Raw genomic sequence first — 18,883 nt, 5'->3', positions numbered from 1 at the left:
CTTGTCTTAAAAGCAAGACTCTTTTTAGTTTATCCACTTACAGAACCATCACCTCTATTAAAAATATTTTTTATACTGTAACACTCTAAAGTCTATAGTATTGAATTTAGGATTTTCACTTTTCATTTTCTTATACAAATCCAAACTACCTACTGCCCTATTTGCTGCACCAGAAGGTGCCGTTAACGAAACCGTTCTTATGAGTTTATTAGTACTTGGGTGTACAAACTCATGAATTCTAGGCACCTGATTAGAAATCAATTTTAATGCTACCGCACTTTCCTTTAAATGTTTTCGGAAAAAATATTCCGGTCCATTTTTACTATTACCACCTGTAAATAAAAGCGTGTGTATTTTTTGATATTCTTCTAGATACCCGAGAACATTTCTTAATGCTATATTCTGCATACCTAAATCAGAAGCATCAATTTTCTCTCTTTCTGCAGAAGCTACTATGTCGCATATGCCAATTTTTCTATCCTTCAAAAATATTTTGCGCTGATCAATAGCTTTACTAGTGGTTTCAAATTTCAAATTAAGATCAAAGATTTTATTTAAAATAGGCCATAGCTGCCCGTCCCTGCTTCCGTAACAAAAGTTTACATCTCCTTCTTTTAAATCACCGGTAGTAAAACGAGGTGGCGGTAAGGTCCCCACTATAAGTTTTTCAGTAGAATTGTCAATAAATGGTTCATATGGGTGAATATGCTTAAAAATCTTTTGCATTAGTGATTTATTCTCTTGAGCCTATTAAAATGACCGATCATGACTAAATTACTTACTTTAATAGAAAGAACAATATTATGGGTAAAGGAGACAGAAAATCTAAAAAAGGAAAAATATCTAATAATTCTTACGGGGCAAGAAGACCTCGTAAAATTAAAAAGAGACCTACCGTAGAAGAAAAAATAAAAATCAGTAAAAAGAAATAGTTCTAATCGTCTATTCTAAAGGTTAAATCTACTTGGTTATCTTCATCCAAAGATATTTCATAGGTATAAAAACCAATAGGTAAGGAATCTGATAAAACATCTGTTGGAAAATAGTTAAGACTTGTTGAATCTGTAAGTATCGCTATTGCAGGATTGGCGAATGCAGTTTCAAACTCCATATAAGTTGAAAACTCATCTGCCGCGATATTCTCATACACAGTATCTTTATCCGCAATTCTTACTTCACTAAAAAAAAGTTCTGTGTTATTGTGAATACGAATATTGACAAGATTAACCTCATCATCCCTATCAGTACACGAGAATAATAGGACAACGATAATTACAGATAGCAAATAAACCCTTTTCATAGACGTATTGTTATACCTTTAGAACGAAAAAGAGATAATAATATTTTATCTAATAAAAACGGGTTGATTTTCTTTTAAAGTATGCTCTTTACTAAACTGATAATCATCTAAATTAAAACCTTTTATATCTTCAAGAGTTTTTGCATTTGTATCAATAATATACCTCACCATAGAACCCCTAGCTTTTTTGGCAAAAAAGCTAATTATCTTTAACTTATCATTCTTCCAATCTTTAAATACCGGAGTAATAATATCTGCCTTAATTTTTTTCGGTTTTAATGCACTATAATATTCGTTACTGGCTAAGTTCACCAATAGCTCCCCTTCTTCCATTTCATTGTTCAAATGATCGGTAAGCCTTTCTCCCCAATATTCATATAGGTTTTTCTTTCTTCCAATTTTTAAAGATGTTCCCATCTCTAAACGGTAAGGTTGCATAAGGTCTAGAGGTTTCAATATACCATACTGCCCCGAAAGAATTCTGAGCGATTGTTGTAAAATTTCAATCTTCTCTTCGGTTAACGTATAAGCATCTAAGCCTTGGTATACATCACCGCTAAAGGCATAAATTGCCGGTCTGGCATTTTCAGGTGTAAACGGTGTTGTAAAATCTTGATTACGCTGCCAGTTTAATTGTGCCAAGTTATCTGAAATGGACATCAATTCAGAAAGTGCTTTTGGCTTTTTCTTCTTTAATATTTTATTCAGCTTTTCAGCATCTTCAATAAATTCTGGCGATGTATATTTAGTTGTTGGCAAGTCACTTTCATAGTTCAATGACTTTGCCGGAGAAATAACAATTTTCATAATGCAATTTTAATTCTCCAAAAATAAACATGATCAACTTGAAGACCTACAAAAGATATAAAAGAGTTTAAATAGTGGTATTGAAAAATCTTATGCTGTACTGTTCTTGCTATAGCTACGCCATTTTTCAATTGCATTGGCCATATCATCTGGTATTTCAGAATCAAAACTCATATGCTCACCCGTAACAGGATGTACAAAACCTAAAGTTTTGGCATGTAATGCCTGTCTAGGCAATAGTTTAAAGGTATTCTCCACAAATTGTTTATACTTTGTAAAGGTTGTTCCCTTCAATATTTTTTCACCACCATAACGCTCATCATTAAAAAGGGTATGACCTATATATTTCATATGAACCCTAATTTGATGTGTTCTACCCGTTTCTAGTTTACATGATACTAAAGTAACGTAACCTAATCTTTCCAAAACCTTAAAATGGGTTACTGCTTCTTTACCTTCTTCCCCTTCTGGAAAAACATGCATTTGCAATCTATTTTTAGGATTTCTACCTACATGACCCTCCACAGTGCCTTCATCTTCTTCAATATTACCCCAAACTAAAGCTATATACTCCCTTTCTGAAGTCTTGTCAAAAAACTGCTTGGCCAAATGGGTCATTGCGGCTTCAGTTTTTGCTACGACCAGTAAGCCCGATGTATCTTTATCTATACGATGCACCAAACCGGGTCTCTCGTTACTGTTAGATGGCAAATTATCAGTATGATGTATTAAGGCATTAATTAAGGTTCCTGAATAGTTACCATGCCCGGGATGTACAACCATGCCTGCAGGTTTATTCACCACCAATAATACATCATCTTCATAAACAATATCTAAAGGTATATCTTCTGGAACCAATAAAAACTCATGCGGTGGATGCTCAAAAAGAACCTTTACCTCATCACCTGCCTTTACCTTGTAGTTAGATTTTACAATCTGATCGTTGACCCAAACATGACCATCTTTCGCGGATTGTTGAATTTTATTTCGCGTAGCATTTTCAATGAAATTCATTAAAAACTTATCCACTCTTAAAGGTACTTGACCTTTAGACGCTACAACTCTATGATGTTCAAAAAGTTCGCCATCTTCATTCTCAGGGCGCTCCATGTTCTCTTCCATCTAATCTTCTGATTCAGATTTAATAATGGCTCTTTCGGTAATACTGCCATTTCCACAGATCAATTCTATCTTAGATGTTTTTGGCAACTTATCACCGGGCTTAATATCCTTACCCTTAAATTTTATACGGTACACCATATCTTTACCCAACTCATCTATATAGGTAACCCTTTGTACATCTAAACCAACTGCCTTTAACATTGAAGAGGCATTACGCTTGGTCACTTGAATTATTTGAGGAACGGTAACTTTCTTATATCCAGAAGGATTTACCGTAAAATACACCTTTCTATTTTCCTTTACTTTTGATCCTGCCGTAGGGTTTTGTTCTATGATTGAAAATCTAGGATAATCTGGATTGTAATTTGCAGAGTCCAACACTTCATATCGCAAACCGGCCTCTTCAATAGATTTTCTCATTTCCATGACAGACTTCTTAGAAAAGTCTGGCACTTCTACAAATTCACCATGATTAGTAGTACTGTTCAAGTACCTTAACACAAGAAAAATGGTGATTATCAATACCAGTACCGCAAGACCTAATTGAATTAAAAAGGTTTTGCTTTTTAAAAAATTGAAAAAATTCCTCATAGATATTATTTGACCCGACAAATATAGTAAATGCCCCCGTACCAATTCATGCGCATAGATCTATAGTTAGATCATATCCATAAAAATATATTCCCTTAGATGAATGCTAAAGGTTTTCTTTTATATTTTATTTCAATGCTTCATCTTTGCTAAAGCATTCTTAACTGACCAAATAGATGAAAAAAAATATTGCAATTATAATGGGCGGCTATTCTAGTGAATATAAAATATCGCTTAAAAGTGGTAATGTGGTCTATAATTACCTAGATAAAGAAAAGTTCAACCTTTATAGAATTCATATTTTTAAGGATAAATGGGTTCATGTCGATGATAATGAAAAGGAAACCCCCATTGACCGGAATAATTTTTCCATTCCCCTTAATGGCACATCGGTAACGTTTGATTGTATTTTCAATGCTATTCACGGATCACCGGGTGAAGATGGCTTAATGCAAGCCTATTTTGAACTTTTAGGACTAAAACATACTTCATGTGATTTTTACCAGGCCGCCCTTACCTTTAATAAAAGGGATCTATTAAGTGTTCTTAAACCTTACGGCATTAAAGCAGCTCCATCTTATTACTTAAACTTAGGCGATGATATCAATGAAAATGAGATCATAGAAAAAGTAAAACTTCCCTGTTTTGTTAAAGCGAACAAATCTGGAAGTAGTTATGGCATCACCAAAGTTTATGAAGCCAAAGACCTAAAAAGTGCCATTGAAACAGCATACAAAGAAGACGATGAAATTATTATTGAAGGTTTTCTTGAAGGAACCGAAGTATCCGTAGGTGTTTTAAAACTGAAGGGAGAAACAACTGTTTTCCCTATTACCGAAATTGTTTCTGAAAACGATTTCTTTGATTACGAAGCCAAGTATGAAGGTAAATCACAAGAAATCACCCCTGCCAGAATTAATGATACACAATTGAAAAATGTTACTCAAGCCTCCAAGAAAATATACGATGTTTTAAAAATGACCGGTTTTTCCCGAAGTGAATTCATCTTTATTGGTGACGAGCCTTATTTATTGGAAATGAACACCACACCGGGTTTAACCACTGAAAGTATCTTACCTCAACAAGCAAAAGAGGCAGGTATTGACCTGGGCATGTTATTTGAACATGCTATAACAGAGGCATTGTCTTAAATTACCTATATTTAGAAAGTAAAACCAATATATGAGACGCGCAATTTTTCCTGGTTCTTTTGACCCATTGACCTTAGGTCATCATGATATTATTATGAGAGGTATTACTTTATTTGATGAAGTAATTATTGCTATAGGAAAAAATGCAGACAAAAAATACATGTTCAGTCTAGAACAACGTATAAAATTTATTGAGGAAGCTTTCAAAGATGTACCATCTATATCCGTTAAGTCGTATGAAGGACTAACAGTAGATTTTTGTAAGAAAGTAGATGCTAATTTTATTTTAAGGGGATTACGTAATCCTGGAGATTTTGAATTTGAGAAGGCCATAGCCCATACAAATAGAAAGTTATCTGAGATAGAAACCGTGTTTTTATTGACCTCATCGGGCAAATCGTACATTAGTTCGTCTATTGTAAGAGACGTAATACGCAATGGAGGCGATTATACAGGTCTAGTACCCGATTCTGTAAGAATATAGATGCATTTCATCGGCCTGACAACATAAAAGGCTGCCTGAACCACACTTTTTCGCAAAAACACAACAATTTACGAGGCAAGGTTAGAATATTCTTATAATTTAGTAGGAAAATTCTTTCCACCTATGCTTAAATCAAAAAATAGTTCATCATTTTCTTTAGATTGGATCAACCAAATTCCATCGTCTATTGCCATTATAGATACTGGTTTTAATTTAATGAGTGCATCACCTAGATGGCTTGCCAATTTTCAATTGGATCTTGACCAAATAGAAGGTGAAAACTTTACAAGTCTATTTCCTGAACTGTCTCAAGATCTTTCTACCCGTTTAAAATATAGTTTAGACGGTTTACGGGACATTAAGTTTAAATACAACGCTAAAGATTGTCATTATTCATCTGAAGATTCCATATGGCACTTAAATCCTTGGAAAGATGGATATGGAAATATAATTGGTGTGATCATTAAAGTTGAGCCCATTTCAAAAACAGAAGAATTAGAACGGGAACTGAATAAAACAAAACTGTTACTTAATAATAAAAGTTCTGTCGCAAAAATTGGCAGTTGGGAGCTTGACATTATCAACAACTCTTTACACTGGACACCAATTGTAAATAAAATATATGGTGTAAAAACCGACTTTGAACCAACTTTAGACAATGCCATTGCTTTTTACATAGATGACTCTAAAAAAATAATACAAAAAGCAGTGGAAGAGGCTATCAACCTAGGAAAACCTTGGAATGTAAAAGCTCAACTTAAACAACAGAATGGGAATATTATTTGGGTAAACACCATTGGTAGACCAAAGTTTAAAGATGGTAAATGCATTAGAGTCATAGGAACCATTCAAGAGGTTGATAAAGAAAATCAAATAGATGTTCAACTTTCAAAATTAGAAGACGAACTTAATGAATACCCATTATTTGAGAAAATTCCTCAAGGTCTTGCCATTGTTGATTTTGAAACTGGGAGATTTATAAATGTCAATCATCAATTTTTAAAATTATCTGGATTTGAGAAGCCCACTTTCTTAAACCAGAGCTTTAAAAAATTCGTTAATTCTTCAGTCACCGGAAAATTAGAAAGTTTAACAGATCAATTAGAAGAAAACGGCGCATTTAAGCCTGTTAAATTCACCTTCACCAATAAACTAAAACATCATTTAAATTTAAAGGTTACAGGTAATTTAGTTGTGGGTAAAAACAATAAAAAGAGTATTCTCTGCACTGTAGAAAATATTACCACACAAACCAAATTAGAAAAAAAATTAAAGAATACCATTTCGGCATCAAGAGAAAAAAATGATCAACTTCTTAATTTTGCCCACATGGTTTCTCACAACCTTAAAACACACGCTACTAACTTTTCGTTGCTCTTAAACTTTCTTAATGACGAGAAAGGCCTAACCCAGCGAAATAAGTATATGACAATGCTTTTTAACGCATCTGACAATTTATCTGAAACAATTAAAGGTCTTAGGGAAATTGTAGCGGTAAAATCAAATGTAAACAATGAAAAGAAATCACTTAACCTTAACGAAAGTGTTTTTGTTGTGGAGCAAAATGTAGCAGGGTTGCTTAAACAGACCAATGGTAAAATTATTAATGAAATTTCAGATAACACGACTATTAAAGCTTTACCAGCTTACTTAAATAGTATTTTGACCAACTGCATTACCAATTCTATTAAATATAGGTGTGAAGAAAAAAAACCTATCATAATTTTAAGCGTACAGGAAGATAAAAACTATACCACTTTAAGCGTTGAGGATAACGGATTGGGGATAGATTTGGAAAAGTATGGAGACCAACTTTTTGGTCTTTATAAGACCTTTCATAGAAACAAAGAATCTAGAGGTATTGGTCTTTACATCACAAAAAACCAAATGGAAGCCATGAACGGTAAAATCACTGTAGAAAGCACACCTGGGCAAGGTTCTATTTTTAGGTTTCATTTTAACAAAAAGTAAAAACATAATTAAAAAGTAGTTTTTTAAATCTTTTACAACGTAAATGGCAGCATTCACAACAATTATATAGTTAAATATGTCATTCCCGTTAAATTCGTAAGAAATTTCATCGGTATGGTAAAAGTTCCCCTAACATCAAATGCCTCGTTCTTAATTAGACAATTGCCGGCACCAACAGCCTTCATTGATACTAATTTTAATATTGTTCAGACTTCTGACAAATGGACGAGTCTTTTTAATAAAAATAATGAGTGCTGTAAATCTGATAGCTTATTTGACGTTTTTCCCGATTTAAGCCATAAATGGAAAATGGTAATAGAAAATTGTTTTAACGGTAATCCTCAGCCAATGGGCATTCATAAAGCCACTGATTGCGACGGACAAGAGCTTTGGTTCGAGTGGAGCAATGCGCCTTGGTATGATGTTGATGAAAATATCGTTGGGGCCATCATTCAATTAAGTAACATTACCGATGCAGTAAACAATGAGCTTGAATTGAACAAGAAAGAACTATTTCTTCAACAACAAGCAGAAATTAGCAAAATTGGTAGATGGGAGTATAACATTGCCGAAAACCAACTTATTTGGTGCGAAACTACCAAAGCCATACACGAGGTACCGCAAAATTTTTCTCCGAACATTGAAAATGCCTTATTTTATTACAAAGAGGGACATAGTAGAAATACTATATCAATGGCTTTGTACGAAGCACAAAATAAAGGTAAGGCTTGGAGTAATTTAAAATTGCAGATCATAACAGCTGCCGGAAAAGAAAAATGGGTAATGGCCGGGGGGAAACCTATTTATAATAAAGGTGAAATGGTTGGTCTTATAGGTACTTTTCAAGATATACATGAGCAGGTTGAAGCAAACATTAAAACTATAGATAATGAAAAACTGTTAAGAACGCTAATTGACAATTTACCTGTTAACGTATACATTAAGGATACAGAATCCAGAAAGGTATTGATCAATAAAGCGGAATGCGAATACCTTGGCGTAAAAGACCCAAAAGAAGTTATAGGTAAAAACGATTTTGACCTTTATCCTTTTAAGACCGCAGAAAAAATACGAGCAGAGGATTTAAAAGTAATGAACACTCTTGAACCTATTATTGGTAAGGAAACAAAAAAAATTACTTTAGATGGTAAGTCAACATCTTTTCTTAGTTCTAAAATTCCATTATTAAACAGTAAAGGAATAGCTTATGGTATTGTAGGTATTAGTTTAGATATTACAAAACTTAAAGAAAAAGAAAAAGAATTAAGAAACATTATAAACATTGCCTCGGTACAAAACAAAAAACTACTGAACTTTACACATATAGTCTCACATAATTTACGTTCTCACTCGGCAAATTTTTCAATGCTGCTGAACTTTTTAGAAAACGAAAAAGATGAAGATGAAAAGACAAAGATCGTAGAAATGTTGACCAAGGCCTCTAATAGCTTACTTGAAACCTTAGACAATTTAAATGAAGTAGTTTCAATAAATACTAACACCAATATAGAAATTAAAGAACTTTATTTAAATGAAAAGATAACAGATGCTAAGCAAGGTTTATCTTCACTTATTTTAAATAATAATGCCACTATTGAAAACAACATACCAGAAGATTTCACGGTAAGTTCAGTACCGGCATATTTAGATAGCATTTTAACCAACTTTATTTCTAATGCGGTAAAATATAAACACCCCGAAAGAGAAGCCAAAGTTGAATTAAGTGCGGAGAAAAAAGATAATTATTCAATATTGACCATAAAAGACAATGGTTTAGGAATAAATTTGGAGAAATATGGCAAAAAACTCTTTGGTATGTATAAAACCTTTCATGACCATAAAGATGCCAGAGGTATAGGACTATACCTAACCAAAAACCAAATTGACGCTATGAACGGTAAAGTTGAAGTTAGTAGTGTAGAAGGAGAAGGAACAGAATTTAAAATTTTCTTTAATGAAAAAAATTAGTGATATCACTATTATAGATGACGACGCAATTACCGTTTTTGGTTTGCGAAAATTAATCTCTTCTAGCGTAGATTGTAATACGATTGCATCATATGCAAATGGCAAAATTGCCATAGACGCTATGATCGATTTTTTTAATAATGAACAACAAATTCCGCAAATTATATTTTTAGATATCAATATGCCTATTATGGATGGATGGGAGTTTTTAGAAGCTTTCATCAATCTTCCCATTACCGATAAAATTAGAATTAATATTGTCACCTCTTCAATTGACCCTCGTGACCAACAACAATGGGAATATTTTAAAGGTAAAAGTCATCATCTCATAACTTTTAACCAAAAACCCATTGATAGAAATAAAATTGTAGAAATTACCCAAGTTGCATAAACCAATAAAGTAATCCTTATTTTTACAATCAATTAATGGCCTTTAAACCAATTTAATTGATTGTTCATGAAAGCGATCCTACCTCTATTATTGTTTTTTTCATTGATTTCTTGCGAGAATAAGATTGAAGATACCAAAACAGATTTTCCTACACCGTTTGAAACTTCCAATAAAACCGAAACGGCTACCTATGAACAGGTAATAGATTTTTACATAAAACTTGCCAAAGAATTTTCAACTATAAACATACAGACCATTGGCACTACTGATAGTGGCAAGCCGCTACATGTGGTAACATTTAGTAGCAAAGGTGATTTCGATTTCAAAAAATTAGCGACGAACAATACCATGTTATTGATCAATAACGGTATTCATCCTGGGGAGAGTGATGGTATAGATGCTACCATGTTACTTTTTAGAGATTTGGCAAGCAATGAAATTAAAACGCCTAAAGAAACCATTATTGCTACCATACCTGTTTATAATGTTGGTGGCGCCCTTAATAGGAACAGTACCACCCGTGCCAACCAAAATGGCCCGGTTGAATATGGTTTTAGAGGTAATGCCAAGAACTATGACCTTAATAGGGATTTTATAAAAACGGATACCAAAAACACGGAAACCTTTAACAAGATTTTTCATCTAATTGATCCAGATGTTTTTATAGATAACCATGTTAGCAACGGTGCGGACTATCAATACACCCTTACCCATTTATTTACCCAGCACAATAAATTAGGAGGAAAATTGGGTAAATATGTTCATGATGACCTAATGCCCCAACTACAAGACTCTTTATTGAACAACGGGTGGGATATTACGCCCTATGTAAATGTATTTAACTCACCGCCAGAAAATGGATTTCAGCAATTTCTGGACAACCCTAGGTACTCTACGGGGTACACCACGCTATGGAATACCGTAGGTATGATGGTAGAGACACATATGCTAAAACCCTACGATCAACGTGTAGCGGGAACGTACCAACTCATGTTGAACATGATTGCAATAGCAGAAAAAGATGGTCGCAAAATAAAAGAAATGAGAAATGCTGCAAAAAACGCTTTTCAGCAGAATGATTACTACCCTACTCAATGGCAAGTAGATACAACTAAAGCTTCAAGTTTTATATTTAAAGGGTTTAAGGCCGATACATTAACTAGTGAAATTACAGGTTTTAACAGACTAAAATATAACCGAGAAGTACCTATAGAAACTGAAATAACTTATCAAGATTATTTTAAGGCATCTGACTCCATCCAAATACCAAAAGCATACGTACTAGGAAAGCAGTGGCACAATGTTATTAAAAGATTGGACTTGAATAAAATTTCGTACACTGAATTAAAACAAGATTCCACGATATTGGTCGAATCATATCAAATTGACGATTACAGTACGTATACATCACCTTACGAAGGTCATTATCCTCATTATAATACTTCTGTAAACGTGACCAATATTACTAAAGAATTCAAAGCTGGCGATATTGTAATACCAGTAGATCAACCCGGTCTTAGATATATTATTGAAACATTGGAGCCTAGTGCCGTAGATTCATTTTTTAACTGGAACTTTTTTGATACTATTCTACAACAAAAAGAAGGATTTTCTCCTTATGTTTTTGAGGACACCGCTTTAGAGATGCTAAACAATGATACCATACTAAAATCTGAATTTGAAAATAAAAAGATAGAAGACTTAGATTTTAAGAACAACTGGTACCTACAACTAAAATGGTTATTTAAACATAGTAAACACTATGAGGAGGCTTACATGCAATATCCGATCTATAGAATAACTAACTGAATTTAATCTTCTTCAAATAGAATTCTTATGTTCACATAAGAATTCTCCAAGGCTTTTTTAATTTTTTCAGGACCTTTCCATCTAACTTTAAAAATGCCTTCTTTTTTCTCAGGTTTTAATTTACCCTCATAATCGGTACTCATTTCGTACCAAAATACTTGTTTTAGTTTGGTAATACCATTACGCCTAAAAACATGATATGTAGTGCGCAAGTAATTATCCAATCGAAGGCCTTTGACTCCTGTTTCTTCCTCTACTTCACGTATGGCACACTCTTCAATTGTTTCGCCTTTATCAAGTTTTCCTTTTGGCAAATCCCACTTATCATTTCTATAAATGAAAAGAACTTTTCTTTCCTTATTGTACACAACACCACCTCCCGCTATTACCAGTGGTATTTCTTGAGTAAACTTTTTTAAAATTTCATCGTGGTTTGGGTGGTATATGAACGCTTCCTCCAACTTCCCCTTCCTCAATGAACTTATAGCCTCTTCAATAGACTCCTTATTTAACAAAAAATACTCACCCTTTGTGGTATCGGAGAGTTTATTTGTTAAAATCAAAGGCAATTCATTAACAAAAACTTTATACATTTGCGTCATGGTTTTAGACAAAAACACTGCAAAAAAAACGGCAGAGCTTCTCTTGCAAATTAATGCAATAAAATTGAAACCCGAAAATCCTTTTACATGGGCTTCGGGTTGGAAATCTCCTATATATTGCGACAATAGGATTTTACTTTCTTACCCTATCATCCGAAACTATATTCGTGATGAAATGGCTAAGCAAGTTGAACAATTATATGGCAAGCCAGATTGTATTGTTGGGGTTGCCACCGGGGCAATTGGCATTGGTGCTTTGGTAGCGGACAAACTCAACCTACCATTCGTATATGTACGTCCTGAGCCTAAATCGCACGGGCGTCAAAATCAAATAGAAGGTCATTTAGAAGCACACCAAACGGTGGTTGTGATCGAAGATTTGATCAGTACCGGTAAAAGCAGCCTAAATGCCGTAAAGGCACTAAAAGCTATAGATGCCAAAGTTAAAGGCATGTTGGCTATTTTTACATATGGTTTTGAAACTGCCGATTCTAATTTTAAAGAAGAAAATACAGAGTTGCACACGTTAAGCAATTACGCTCATTTAATTGAACAAGCTTCTGACACTGGTTATGTAAAAGAAGAGCAATTAGCAACTTTAATGGAATGGAGGAAAGACCCTTCTAAATGGACAAATAAATAATATATGTTTATAGAAACGCCTAAGGCACAAGTAGCAAAAAGTAAAGAAGATACTTTTAACTTTTTGAACGAACTATCTAATTTTAGACAGTTAATGCCAGAAAACATTGATAAGTTCGAAGTACTTAATGAAAATAGATTTCTTTTTGCCTTAAAAGGCATGCCCGAAATTGTATTGGAAAAAAAAGAGCAAACTCCTTTTGAACAAATAATTTTAGGTGCGGCCAGTGATAAATTGCCATTCACCTTAACGGCAGACATCAAAGAAGTTGATGGTCAGCAAAGTGAAGTTATTTTAAGCTTCAAAGGTGAATTTAATGCCATGATGGCCATGATGATCAAATCACCAATCACGAATTTTATAAATACGCTGTCAACAAATTTGTCAAAAATCTAATACAGTAACTGTATTTCTTTTAAGCCAAATTCTTGAAAATCACCATTTACTAGTTTCACTACCAATTTACCGTCAATAGAAACTTTTTCAATTGTACCGGTAATTTGTATGTCATCGTGAATCTTGAACGTACTCATTTGCCCTTTTTTAAATAAATGGGCATGATACTGTGCATACAATTCACTTTCCATTAATTGAAAAGGTTTGATCATGTTTTGATGTAGATGTTCTATCAGCGAATAAAAAATTTCATCAAGATCAAAATCAGTACCGGTTATCGCATTTAATGAAGAGGCATGTGGTGCGCTTTTAAATGATTTTTGGTTTACATTTAAACCAAAACCTATTATGCTTCGCTTAATTTTAGAACCAGTTATGATATTTTCGATCAAAATACCGCCGATTTTGTAATTACCTGACAGAATGTCGTTTGGCCATTTAATACTTAAATCAGGTATATCAAAATCTTTTAAGCTCTCTATTATAGCCAATGAAACACAAACACTTACAAGAAAAACTCGTTGAATAGGAATATCCAAATTCTTTTTCAATATACTGAATGCTAGATTCTTACCAGGCTCAGATTCCCATTTCGCATTTAACTGCCCCCTACCTGAAGTTTGATTTTTGGTAGTTACGACAGTAAAATCATCTAACTCCCTTTTAAATGACAAATCTTTTAAATAGGTATTTGTAGATTGCGTGGCATCAAGTTTGATTATTTGCATTTACAGTTCTTATTGTGAATCTTTAATGTATTGTTAAAAACTAGACCTAAAAGAACAAAAAAATAATAACTTTGTAAAAATTAAAATTTTTGAATGCAGGAAAATAAAACTAGCGCAGATGAGTTAATTGCATTAATTATACAAGGAGTTGACGAAGTAAAAGGACAAAATGTAAATCTATTAGATTTAAGAGAAATTGAAAACACCGTTTGTGATTACTTCATAGTTTGTAACGGTACGTCCAATACGCATGTAAATGCGATCGTAGGTTCTATCCAAAAAACAGTAAGTAAAGCGATTCAAGATAAACCCTGGCACGTAGAAGGCGAGGACAATGCCGAATGGGTATTGATGGACTATGTAAACGTAGTAGTCCACGTATTCCAAAAGCAAGTTCGAGAATTTTATGACATAGAAGGTTTATGGGGTGATGCAAAATTCACGACCATAGAAAGTAGCGTTAATCAATAAAAAATTAAAATGGCAAAAGAAAACAAAACAAATCCGAAAAAACCAAAATTTAGTTCTTGGTGGATTTACGGATTGGTAGCAGTATTACTTATTGGATTTCAACTGTTCAATAGTGATGACCTAGCTAGCACACAAAAAACGACTACTTCAGAATTACAGCAGTATTTGAGAAATGGCGATGTAAAAAAGATATTGATCATCACCAATACAAATCAAGCTAAGGTTTTTTTAACCGATGAGGCCATCGCAAAAGAAGTACATAAAGATGTAAACGAGAAGTCCTTTCTTCCATCATCTGGCAATGTACCTCAGTATACATTAGACTATGGTGATCTTCAAATATTTCAAAATGAAATAACTGAAATCAAAAAAGAGAACAACTTAGATACCATTATTGAATTTGGAAAAGAATCTACAGCCATTTTAGATTTCCTTTTATCCTTATTACCATTTGTATTGATTATTGGTATTTGGATCTATCTAATGCGTAGAATGTCTGGCGGAGGCGGAGGCGGTGCCGGTGGACAGATCTTCAACATCGGAAAATCTAAAGCGAAGTTGTTTGACGAAAAGACAGATACAAGAACATCTTTTAAAGACGTTGCCGGTTTAGAAGGTGCAAAAGAAGAAGTTGAAGAGATCGTAGAATTCTTAAGAAATCCGGATAAGTATACATCATTAGGTGGTAAAATACCAAAAGGTGCATTATTAGTAGGACCTCCAGGAACAGGTAAAACACTTTTGGCCAAAGCCGTTGCAGGTGAAGCTAAGGTACCTTTCTTCTCTTTATCCGGTTCAGATTTCGTTGAAATGTTCGTAGGTGTAGGTGCATCTAGAGTACGTGATTTATTCAAGCAAGCTAAAGACAAATCTCCGGCAATTATATTTATTGATGAAATTGATGCTATAGGTAGAGCCAGAGGAAAAAATAACTTCACGGGATCCAATGATGAACGTGAAAATACTTTGAACCAGCTATTGACCGAAATGGATGGTTTTGGCACTAACACCAATGTAATAGTACTTGCTGCTACCAACCGTGCAGATGTTTTGGATAAAGCATTAATGCGTGCCGGTAGATTTGATAGACAGATTTATGTTGACCTACCGGATATTCGTGAGCGTAAGGAAATTTTTGAAGTTCATTTAAGACCTATTAAAACTGCCGAGACTTTAGATTTAGATTTCTTGGCAAGACAAACACCTGGTTTCTCAGGTGCTGATATCGCCAATGTATGTAATGAAGCCGCTTTAATAGCTGCTCGCAATGAAAAGAAAGCTGTAACCAAACAAGATTTCCTAGACGCTGTAGATAGAATTGTAGGTGGTCTTGAAAAGAAAAATAAGATTATAACACCTGGTGAAAAAGAAACCATTGCTTACCACGAAGCTGGTCACGCAACCACAAGTTGGATGCTAGAACACGCTGCACCGTTAGTAAAAGTTACTATTGTACCAAGAGGACAATCTTTAGGAGCAGCTTGGTATTTACCTGAAGAGCGCTTGATCGTTAGGCCTGAACAAATGCTTGATGAAATGTGTGCAACTATGGGCGGTAGAGCTGCTGAAAAGGTGATTTTCAACAAAATTTCCACAGGCGCTTTGAGTGACCTGGAGAAAGTAACCAAACAAGCTAGGGCAATGGTTACTATTTACGGACTTAATGATGAAATAGGAAACATTACTTATTATGATTCATCAGGTCAAGATTCTTATGGATTCTCAAAACCGTATAGCGAAGACACCGCTCGTAAAATAGATGCCGAAATTTCAAAAATTATTGAAGAACAGTATCAACGTGCCATTAAAGTTTTAACGGACAATAAAGATAAACTAACCACTTTAGCAGAACGATTGTTGGAGAAAGAGGTTATCTTTAAGGAAGATTTGGAAAAAATCTTTGGTAAGCGAAATTTTGAAAAAGATATTTTAGCGTTAGAAAACGAAAAGAAACTTAAAGAAGAAGAGGATAATAATTCTACAGAGCAGCAAGAAATTACTGAAAATAAGTAAAATTGCAGTACTTTAGATAAGCAATTAGTTCAATAGTATAAATGGGGTTTTTAGATATTTTATTTGGTGGCGGCAAGAAGAAAGTTTCGAAAGAAACAGCAGAAACGCGTGGTGACCATATGCCCGATTTAAATATACCTGTTGATGAAAAATTTACTATTCATTTTAAACAGAATGGAGGTAAATTTATCTATTGCGATTCTGACAATGAGGTTTCACGAGCCATACAGAACATAGTTACTGAAAATAATTGGGAGAATGAGCCTTTCTTTGTTCTCAATGAAAGGCTAGCCCAAAAATTTTCTAAAGAACCTATTACCTTTACCGACAATGCTAGACAAAGCGAAGTATTCTTTACTACCTGCGAGCATTTAATTGCACAAAATGGTAGTATTTTAGTTTGCTCTAACCAATTACTGGAAAAAAAGGTTAATGAATTACCAAGTAACGTAGTTGTATTTGCGACTACAAGTCAATTGGTAGAATCAATTGGAGAAGGTCTTAAGACCATAAAAAAGAAGTATGGCCAAAAAATACCGGCCAACATAACCACTTTAAAACACTTTAAAGCTACCGCAGAAAATTCAGATGATTTTCTAACGTATGGTAGTAGTACTAAAAATCTTTATCTTTTACTACTGGAAGATTTATAGTATGAAAGAAATTTTACGAAGGTCATTAACTGGGGCTGTATATATCATTTTATTGCTGTCAGCAGTATTTTTAAGCTCCGATGCGTTCGATTTTCTATTTATGACCTTTGGACTAGCATGCCTTTACGAGTATAAAAAATTGGTTCGTCTTAAAGGATATCACATATTTGCAGCATACTTAGCGCTTTGGTGGGCATTTATATATTTGGTAAAAGACCAGCAGGTTATTAATATACTTATGCTAATTACTATAGTAGTAGATATTTTTCTATTGATCAACCTTTTCACAAAAAAACCTTTAGTACTCAACACTCCATTAAAATTTATAGTAGGATTGTTCTACATTGGTGGAGGATGTATTTTTCTTACTATGATACCTTATAAAAATGATGCATTTGCCAAATTATTGATCATGGGCATTTTTATATTGATATGGGTAAATGATTCATTTGCATATTTAGTTGGCAAAAGTATTGGGCGTACTAAACTTTTTCCATCAGTTTCTCCTAAAAAAACTATTGAAGGTACTTTAGGAGGTTTTATATTTGCACTGGCAGCAGCTTATCTTATGGCAACTTTTGAGGAGCTAATTAGTCCTATTCAATGGATGATACTTGCTACTGTTATAGTTGTTGCGGGTAGTTTAGGAGATTTAATAGAATCTAAATTCAAACGAACAGCTGGCGTTAAGGATAGTGGAGCCATATTACCAGGTCATGGTGGTATGCTTGATCGTTTGGATAGTTTGGTTTTTGCAGCACCGTTTGCATATTTAACTTTAAATATTTTTAGTTATGTTTCATAGAGAGGGACAAAAAATAATATTGTTTTCTTTTTTACTTGTTGGGGTTAGTATACTATTGGCCCATTTCTTTATTGATATAGCATGGCTGAAGCTAACGGTACAAATACTTGGCTTAATTATCTTGATAATTATACTACAGTTTTTCAGAAACCCTAAAAGACTGGCCAAAAAAGATTTTAATGAAATTTTGTCTCCTGTAGATGGCAAGGTTGTAGTTATTGAAGAAGTAGAAGAGAAAGAATATTTTAAGGATAAGAGAAGGCAAGTATCTATCTTCATGTCTCCCGTTAACGTACATGTTACCAGATACCCTGCAAGCGGTAGTATTACTTTCTCAAAATATCACCCAGGTAAGTACCTAGTAGCATGGCACCCAAAATCAAGCGAAGAAAACGAAAGAACAACGGTAGTCATAAAAACACCTAAATTCGGAGAAATTCTTTACCGACAAATTGCGGGTGCATTGGCCAGACGAATTGTAAATTATGCTGAAGAAGGTGAAAGTGTGCAGCAAGGTGACGATGCCGGTTTTATCAAGTTTGGCTCAAGAGTAGATTTGTTTTTACCACTAGACTGCCAAATTAATGTAAAACTTAACCAAAAAGTTAAAGGCGCCGGCACGTGTATTGCTACTTTTATTGACCCAAATGAAAAAGACGAACTTACATACTGAATTTGAGAAGACGGTTGATTTGGTAAATAACTATACTGAACCTATACCTGCAGATGTTCTTTTAAAACTTTATGCCTATTACAAAATAGCGAATGCTAATTTTGAAAACCCAGGCAGTAAAACTCCTTTGATAAATGCATTTAAGGCAAACGCCCTTTTTCAAGCCAAGAATATGAGCAAAAAAAAGGCTATGCAAGCTTATATTGAATTAGCTACGAAAGAATTGAAGGCAGGACAATGACCTTTTGTAAAATTTAATTTAAATTTATAGTTGTTGCAGTAGAGTTTAAAATTTTATTTAAACA

The 18,883-nt window shown here is 33.9% G+C and carries 22 protein-coding genes; 15 read left to right on the top strand and 7 right to left on the bottom strand.

Annotated features, from left to right (window positions below; all coding sequences use genetic code 11):
* Positions 1 to 57 precede the first annotated feature (57 nt).
* The gene (locus I600_RS18070; RefSeq protein ID WP_058105977.1) at positions 58 to 726 is read right to left on the bottom strand and encodes a uracil-DNA glycosylase family protein; all 669 of its coding nucleotides are present in this window, start codon (positions 724 to 726) and stop codon (positions 58 to 60) included.
* A 77-nt stretch (positions 727 to 803) separates the two neighbouring features.
* On the opposite strand from I600_RS18070, the gene I600_RS19120 reads away from it, so the two are divergent.
* Complete coding sequence (locus tag I600_RS19120) at positions 804 to 932, top strand: 30S ribosomal protein THX (RefSeq protein ID WP_071340068.1); 129 nt, start codon at positions 804 to 806, stop codon at positions 930 to 932.
* A gap of 2 nt (positions 933 to 934) precedes the next feature.
* Here I600_RS19120 and I600_RS18065 read toward each other — a convergent pair whose 3' ends face one another.
* The 4 genes from I600_RS18065 to I600_RS18050 form a co-directional block, all read right to left on the bottom strand.
* A complete protein-coding gene (locus tag I600_RS18065) occupies positions 935 to 1,300 on the bottom strand; it encodes a hypothetical protein (protein ID WP_058105976.1) in 366 nt (121 codons plus the stop codon).
* Between the two features lie 45 nt (positions 1,301 to 1,345).
* The gene (gene yaaA, locus I600_RS18060) at positions 1,346 to 2,107 is read right to left on the bottom strand and encodes a peroxide stress protein YaaA (protein WP_058105975.1); all 762 of its coding nucleotides are present in this window, start codon (positions 2,105 to 2,107) and stop codon (positions 1,346 to 1,348) included.
* Between the two features lie 90 nt (positions 2,108 to 2,197).
* Positions 2,198 to 3,229 carry an RluA family pseudouridine synthase gene (locus I600_RS18055; protein ID WP_058105974.1) on the bottom strand — a complete coding sequence of 344 codons (1,032 nt, stop codon included), beginning with the start codon at positions 3,227 to 3,229 and terminating at the stop codon, positions 2,198 to 2,200.
* On the bottom strand, positions 3,230 to 3,820 hold the full coding sequence (locus tag I600_RS18050) for a PASTA domain-containing protein (RefSeq protein WP_058105973.1): 591 nt from the start codon (positions 3,818 to 3,820) through the stop codon (positions 3,230 to 3,232).
* Between the two features lie 176 nt (positions 3,821 to 3,996).
* Between I600_RS18050 and I600_RS18045 the strand changes: the two genes are divergently transcribed.
* The 6 genes from I600_RS18045 (at position 3,997) to I600_RS18020 (ending at position 11,594) form a co-directional block, all read left to right on the top strand.
* Positions 3,997 to 4,971 carry a D-alanine--D-alanine ligase gene (locus I600_RS18045; protein ID WP_058105972.1) on the top strand — a complete coding sequence of 325 codons (975 nt, stop codon included), beginning with the start codon at positions 3,997 to 3,999 and terminating at the stop codon, positions 4,969 to 4,971.
* A gap of 31 nt (positions 4,972 to 5,002) precedes the next feature.
* Complete coding sequence (coaD, locus tag I600_RS18040) at positions 5,003 to 5,455, top strand: pantetheine-phosphate adenylyltransferase (protein WP_058105971.1); 453 nt, start codon at positions 5,003 to 5,005, stop codon at positions 5,453 to 5,455.
* Positions 5,456 to 5,578: 123 nt separating this feature from the next.
* Positions 5,579 to 7,426: an ATP-binding protein gene (locus tag I600_RS18035; protein WP_058105970.1), complete on the top strand. Its 1,848-nt coding sequence runs from the start codon at positions 5,579 to 5,581 to the stop codon at positions 7,424 to 7,426.
* A 114-nt stretch (positions 7,427 to 7,540) separates the two neighbouring features.
* Positions 7,541 to 9,394, top strand: coding sequence for a PAS domain-containing sensor histidine kinase (locus I600_RS18030; RefSeq protein ID WP_058105969.1), 1,854 nt, complete (start codon positions 7,541 to 7,543; stop codon positions 9,392 to 9,394).
* Positions 9,381 to 9,785 carry a response regulator gene (locus I600_RS18025; RefSeq protein WP_058105968.1) on the top strand — a complete coding sequence of 135 codons (405 nt, stop codon included), beginning with the start codon at positions 9,381 to 9,383 and terminating at the stop codon, positions 9,783 to 9,785. Before I600_RS18030 ends, I600_RS18025 begins: the two co-directional genes overlap by 14 nt.
* Positions 9,786 to 9,851: 66 nt before the next feature.
* Positions 9,852 to 11,594, top strand: coding sequence for a M14 family metallopeptidase (locus I600_RS18020; protein WP_058105967.1), 1,743 nt, complete (start codon positions 9,852 to 9,854; stop codon positions 11,592 to 11,594).
* 2 nt (positions 11,595 to 11,596) lie between these two features.
* Here the strand turns inward: I600_RS18020 and I600_RS18015 are convergent, their stop codons facing one another.
* Positions 11,597 to 12,187, bottom strand: coding sequence for an NUDIX hydrolase (locus tag I600_RS18015; protein ID WP_058106014.1), 591 nt, complete (start codon positions 12,185 to 12,187; stop codon positions 11,597 to 11,599).
* Between the two features lie 7 nt (positions 12,188 to 12,194).
* Between I600_RS18015 and pyrE the strand changes: the two genes are divergently transcribed.
* The gene (gene pyrE, locus I600_RS18010; protein ID WP_058105966.1) at positions 12,195 to 12,839 is read left to right on the top strand and encodes an orotate phosphoribosyltransferase; all 645 of its coding nucleotides are present in this window, start codon (positions 12,195 to 12,197) and stop codon (positions 12,837 to 12,839) included.
* Between the two features lie 3 nt (positions 12,840 to 12,842).
* Entirely contained in the window at positions 12,843 to 13,235 is a 393-nt protein-coding gene (locus I600_RS18005) for a hypothetical protein (protein ID WP_058105965.1), read from the top strand.
* On the opposite strand, the gene I600_RS18000 is transcribed toward I600_RS18005, so the two are convergent.
* Complete coding sequence (locus I600_RS18000; RefSeq protein ID WP_058105964.1) at positions 13,232 to 13,963, bottom strand: biotin--[acetyl-CoA-carboxylase] ligase; 732 nt, start codon at positions 13,961 to 13,963, stop codon at positions 13,232 to 13,234. The two genes, I600_RS18005 and I600_RS18000, sit on opposite strands and share 4 nt — an antisense overlap.
* A 93-nt stretch (positions 13,964 to 14,056) precedes the next feature.
* Between I600_RS18000 and rsfS the strand changes: the two genes are divergently transcribed.
* Genes rsfS through I600_RS17970 form a run of 6 tightly spaced genes read left to right on the top strand, consistent with a single transcriptional unit; the run spans position 14,057 to position 18,819 of the window.
* A complete protein-coding gene (gene rsfS, locus I600_RS17995) occupies positions 14,057 to 14,434 on the top strand; it encodes a ribosome silencing factor (RefSeq protein WP_058105963.1) in 378 nt (125 codons plus the stop codon).
* Between the two features lie 9 nt (positions 14,435 to 14,443).
* Entirely contained in the window at positions 14,444 to 16,447 is a 2,004-nt protein-coding gene (gene ftsH, locus I600_RS17990; RefSeq protein WP_058105962.1) for an ATP-dependent zinc metalloprotease FtsH, read from the top strand.
* A gap of 41 nt (positions 16,448 to 16,488) precedes the next feature.
* A complete protein-coding gene (locus tag I600_RS17985; protein ID WP_058105961.1) occupies positions 16,489 to 17,100 on the top strand; it encodes an LUD domain-containing protein in 612 nt (203 codons plus the stop codon).
* Position 17,101: 1 nt separating this feature from the next.
* Positions 17,102 to 17,905 carry a phosphatidate cytidylyltransferase gene (locus I600_RS17980; protein WP_058105960.1) on the top strand — a complete coding sequence of 268 codons (804 nt, stop codon included), beginning with the start codon at positions 17,102 to 17,104 and terminating at the stop codon, positions 17,903 to 17,905.
* Positions 17,895 to 18,578, top strand: coding sequence for a phosphatidylserine decarboxylase family protein (locus I600_RS17975; protein ID WP_058105959.1), 684 nt, complete (start codon positions 17,895 to 17,897; stop codon positions 18,576 to 18,578). The genes I600_RS17980 and I600_RS17975 overlap by 11 nt, the downstream gene beginning before the upstream one ends.
* Positions 18,553 to 18,819 (top strand): acyl-CoA-binding protein, encoded by a 267-nt coding sequence (locus tag I600_RS17970; RefSeq protein WP_058105958.1) that lies wholly within the window; start codon positions 18,553 to 18,555, stop codon positions 18,817 to 18,819. Before I600_RS17975 ends, I600_RS17970 begins: the two co-directional genes overlap by 26 nt.
* The last annotated feature ends 64 nt before the right edge of the window (positions 18,820 to 18,883 follow it).

Source organism: Maribacter dokdonensis DSW-8 (genome assembly GCF_001447995.1).
In the GTDB taxonomy this organism is placed as follows: domain Bacteria; phylum Bacteroidota; class Bacteroidia; order Flavobacteriales; family Flavobacteriaceae; genus Maribacter; species Maribacter dokdonensis.
Note: the sequence above shows the minus strand (reverse complement) of the source record. Positions and strands in the feature narration are given on the sequence as shown.

Coding starts and splice junctions, on each gene's coding strand:
- I600_RS18070 (WP_058105977.1), bottom strand. CDS start 726: ATGCAAAAGATTTTTAAGCATATTCACCCATATGAACCATTTATTGAC.
- I600_RS19120 (WP_071340068.1), top strand. CDS start 804: ATGGGTAAAGGAGACAGAAAATCTAAAAAAGGAAAAATATCTAATAAT.
- I600_RS18065 (WP_058105976.1), bottom strand. CDS start 1,300: ATGAAAAGGGTTTATTTGCTATCTGTAATTATCGTTGTCCTATTATTC.
- yaaA (WP_058105975.1), bottom strand. CDS start 2,107: ATGAAAATTGTTATTTCTCCGGCAAAGTCATTGAACTATGAAAGTGAC.
- I600_RS18055 (WP_058105974.1), bottom strand. CDS start 3,229: ATGGAAGAGAACATGGAGCGCCCTGAGAATGAAGATGGCGAACTTTTT.
- I600_RS18050 (WP_058105973.1), bottom strand. CDS start 3,820: ATGAGGAATTTTTTCAATTTTTTAAAAAGCAAAACCTTTTTAATTCAA.
- I600_RS18045 (WP_058105972.1), top strand. CDS start 3,997: ATGAAAAAAAATATTGCAATTATAATGGGCGGCTATTCTAGTGAATAT.
- coaD (WP_058105971.1), top strand. CDS start 5,003: ATGAGACGCGCAATTTTTCCTGGTTCTTTTGACCCATTGACCTTAGGT.
- I600_RS18035 (WP_058105970.1), top strand. CDS start 5,579: ATGCTTAAATCAAAAAATAGTTCATCATTTTCTTTAGATTGGATCAAC.
- I600_RS18030 (WP_058105969.1), top strand. CDS start 7,541: ATGGTAAAAGTTCCCCTAACATCAAATGCCTCGTTCTTAATTAGACAA.
- I600_RS18025 (WP_058105968.1), top strand. CDS start 9,381: ATGAAAAAAATTAGTGATATCACTATTATAGATGACGACGCAATTACC.
- I600_RS18020 (WP_058105967.1), top strand. CDS start 9,852: ATGAAAGCGATCCTACCTCTATTATTGTTTTTTTCATTGATTTCTTGC.
- I600_RS18015 (WP_058106014.1), bottom strand. CDS start 12,187: ATGTATAAAGTTTTTGTTAATGAATTGCCTTTGATTTTAACAAATAAA.
- pyrE (WP_058105966.1), top strand. CDS start 12,195: ATGGTTTTAGACAAAAACACTGCAAAAAAAACGGCAGAGCTTCTCTTG.
- I600_RS18005 (WP_058105965.1), top strand. CDS start 12,843: ATGTTTATAGAAACGCCTAAGGCACAAGTAGCAAAAAGTAAAGAAGAT.
- I600_RS18000 (WP_058105964.1), bottom strand. CDS start 13,963: ATGCAAATAATCAAACTTGATGCCACGCAATCTACAAATACCTATTTA.
- rsfS (WP_058105963.1), top strand. CDS start 14,057: ATGCAGGAAAATAAAACTAGCGCAGATGAGTTAATTGCATTAATTATA.
- ftsH (WP_058105962.1), top strand. CDS start 14,444: ATGGCAAAAGAAAACAAAACAAATCCGAAAAAACCAAAATTTAGTTCT.
- I600_RS17985 (WP_058105961.1), top strand. CDS start 16,489: ATGGGGTTTTTAGATATTTTATTTGGTGGCGGCAAGAAGAAAGTTTCG.
- I600_RS17980 (WP_058105960.1), top strand. CDS start 17,102: ATGAAAGAAATTTTACGAAGGTCATTAACTGGGGCTGTATATATCATT.
- I600_RS17975 (WP_058105959.1), top strand. CDS start 17,895: ATGTTTCATAGAGAGGGACAAAAAATAATATTGTTTTCTTTTTTACTT.
- I600_RS17970 (WP_058105958.1), top strand. CDS start 18,553: ATGAAAAAGACGAACTTACATACTGAATTTGAGAAGACGGTTGATTTG.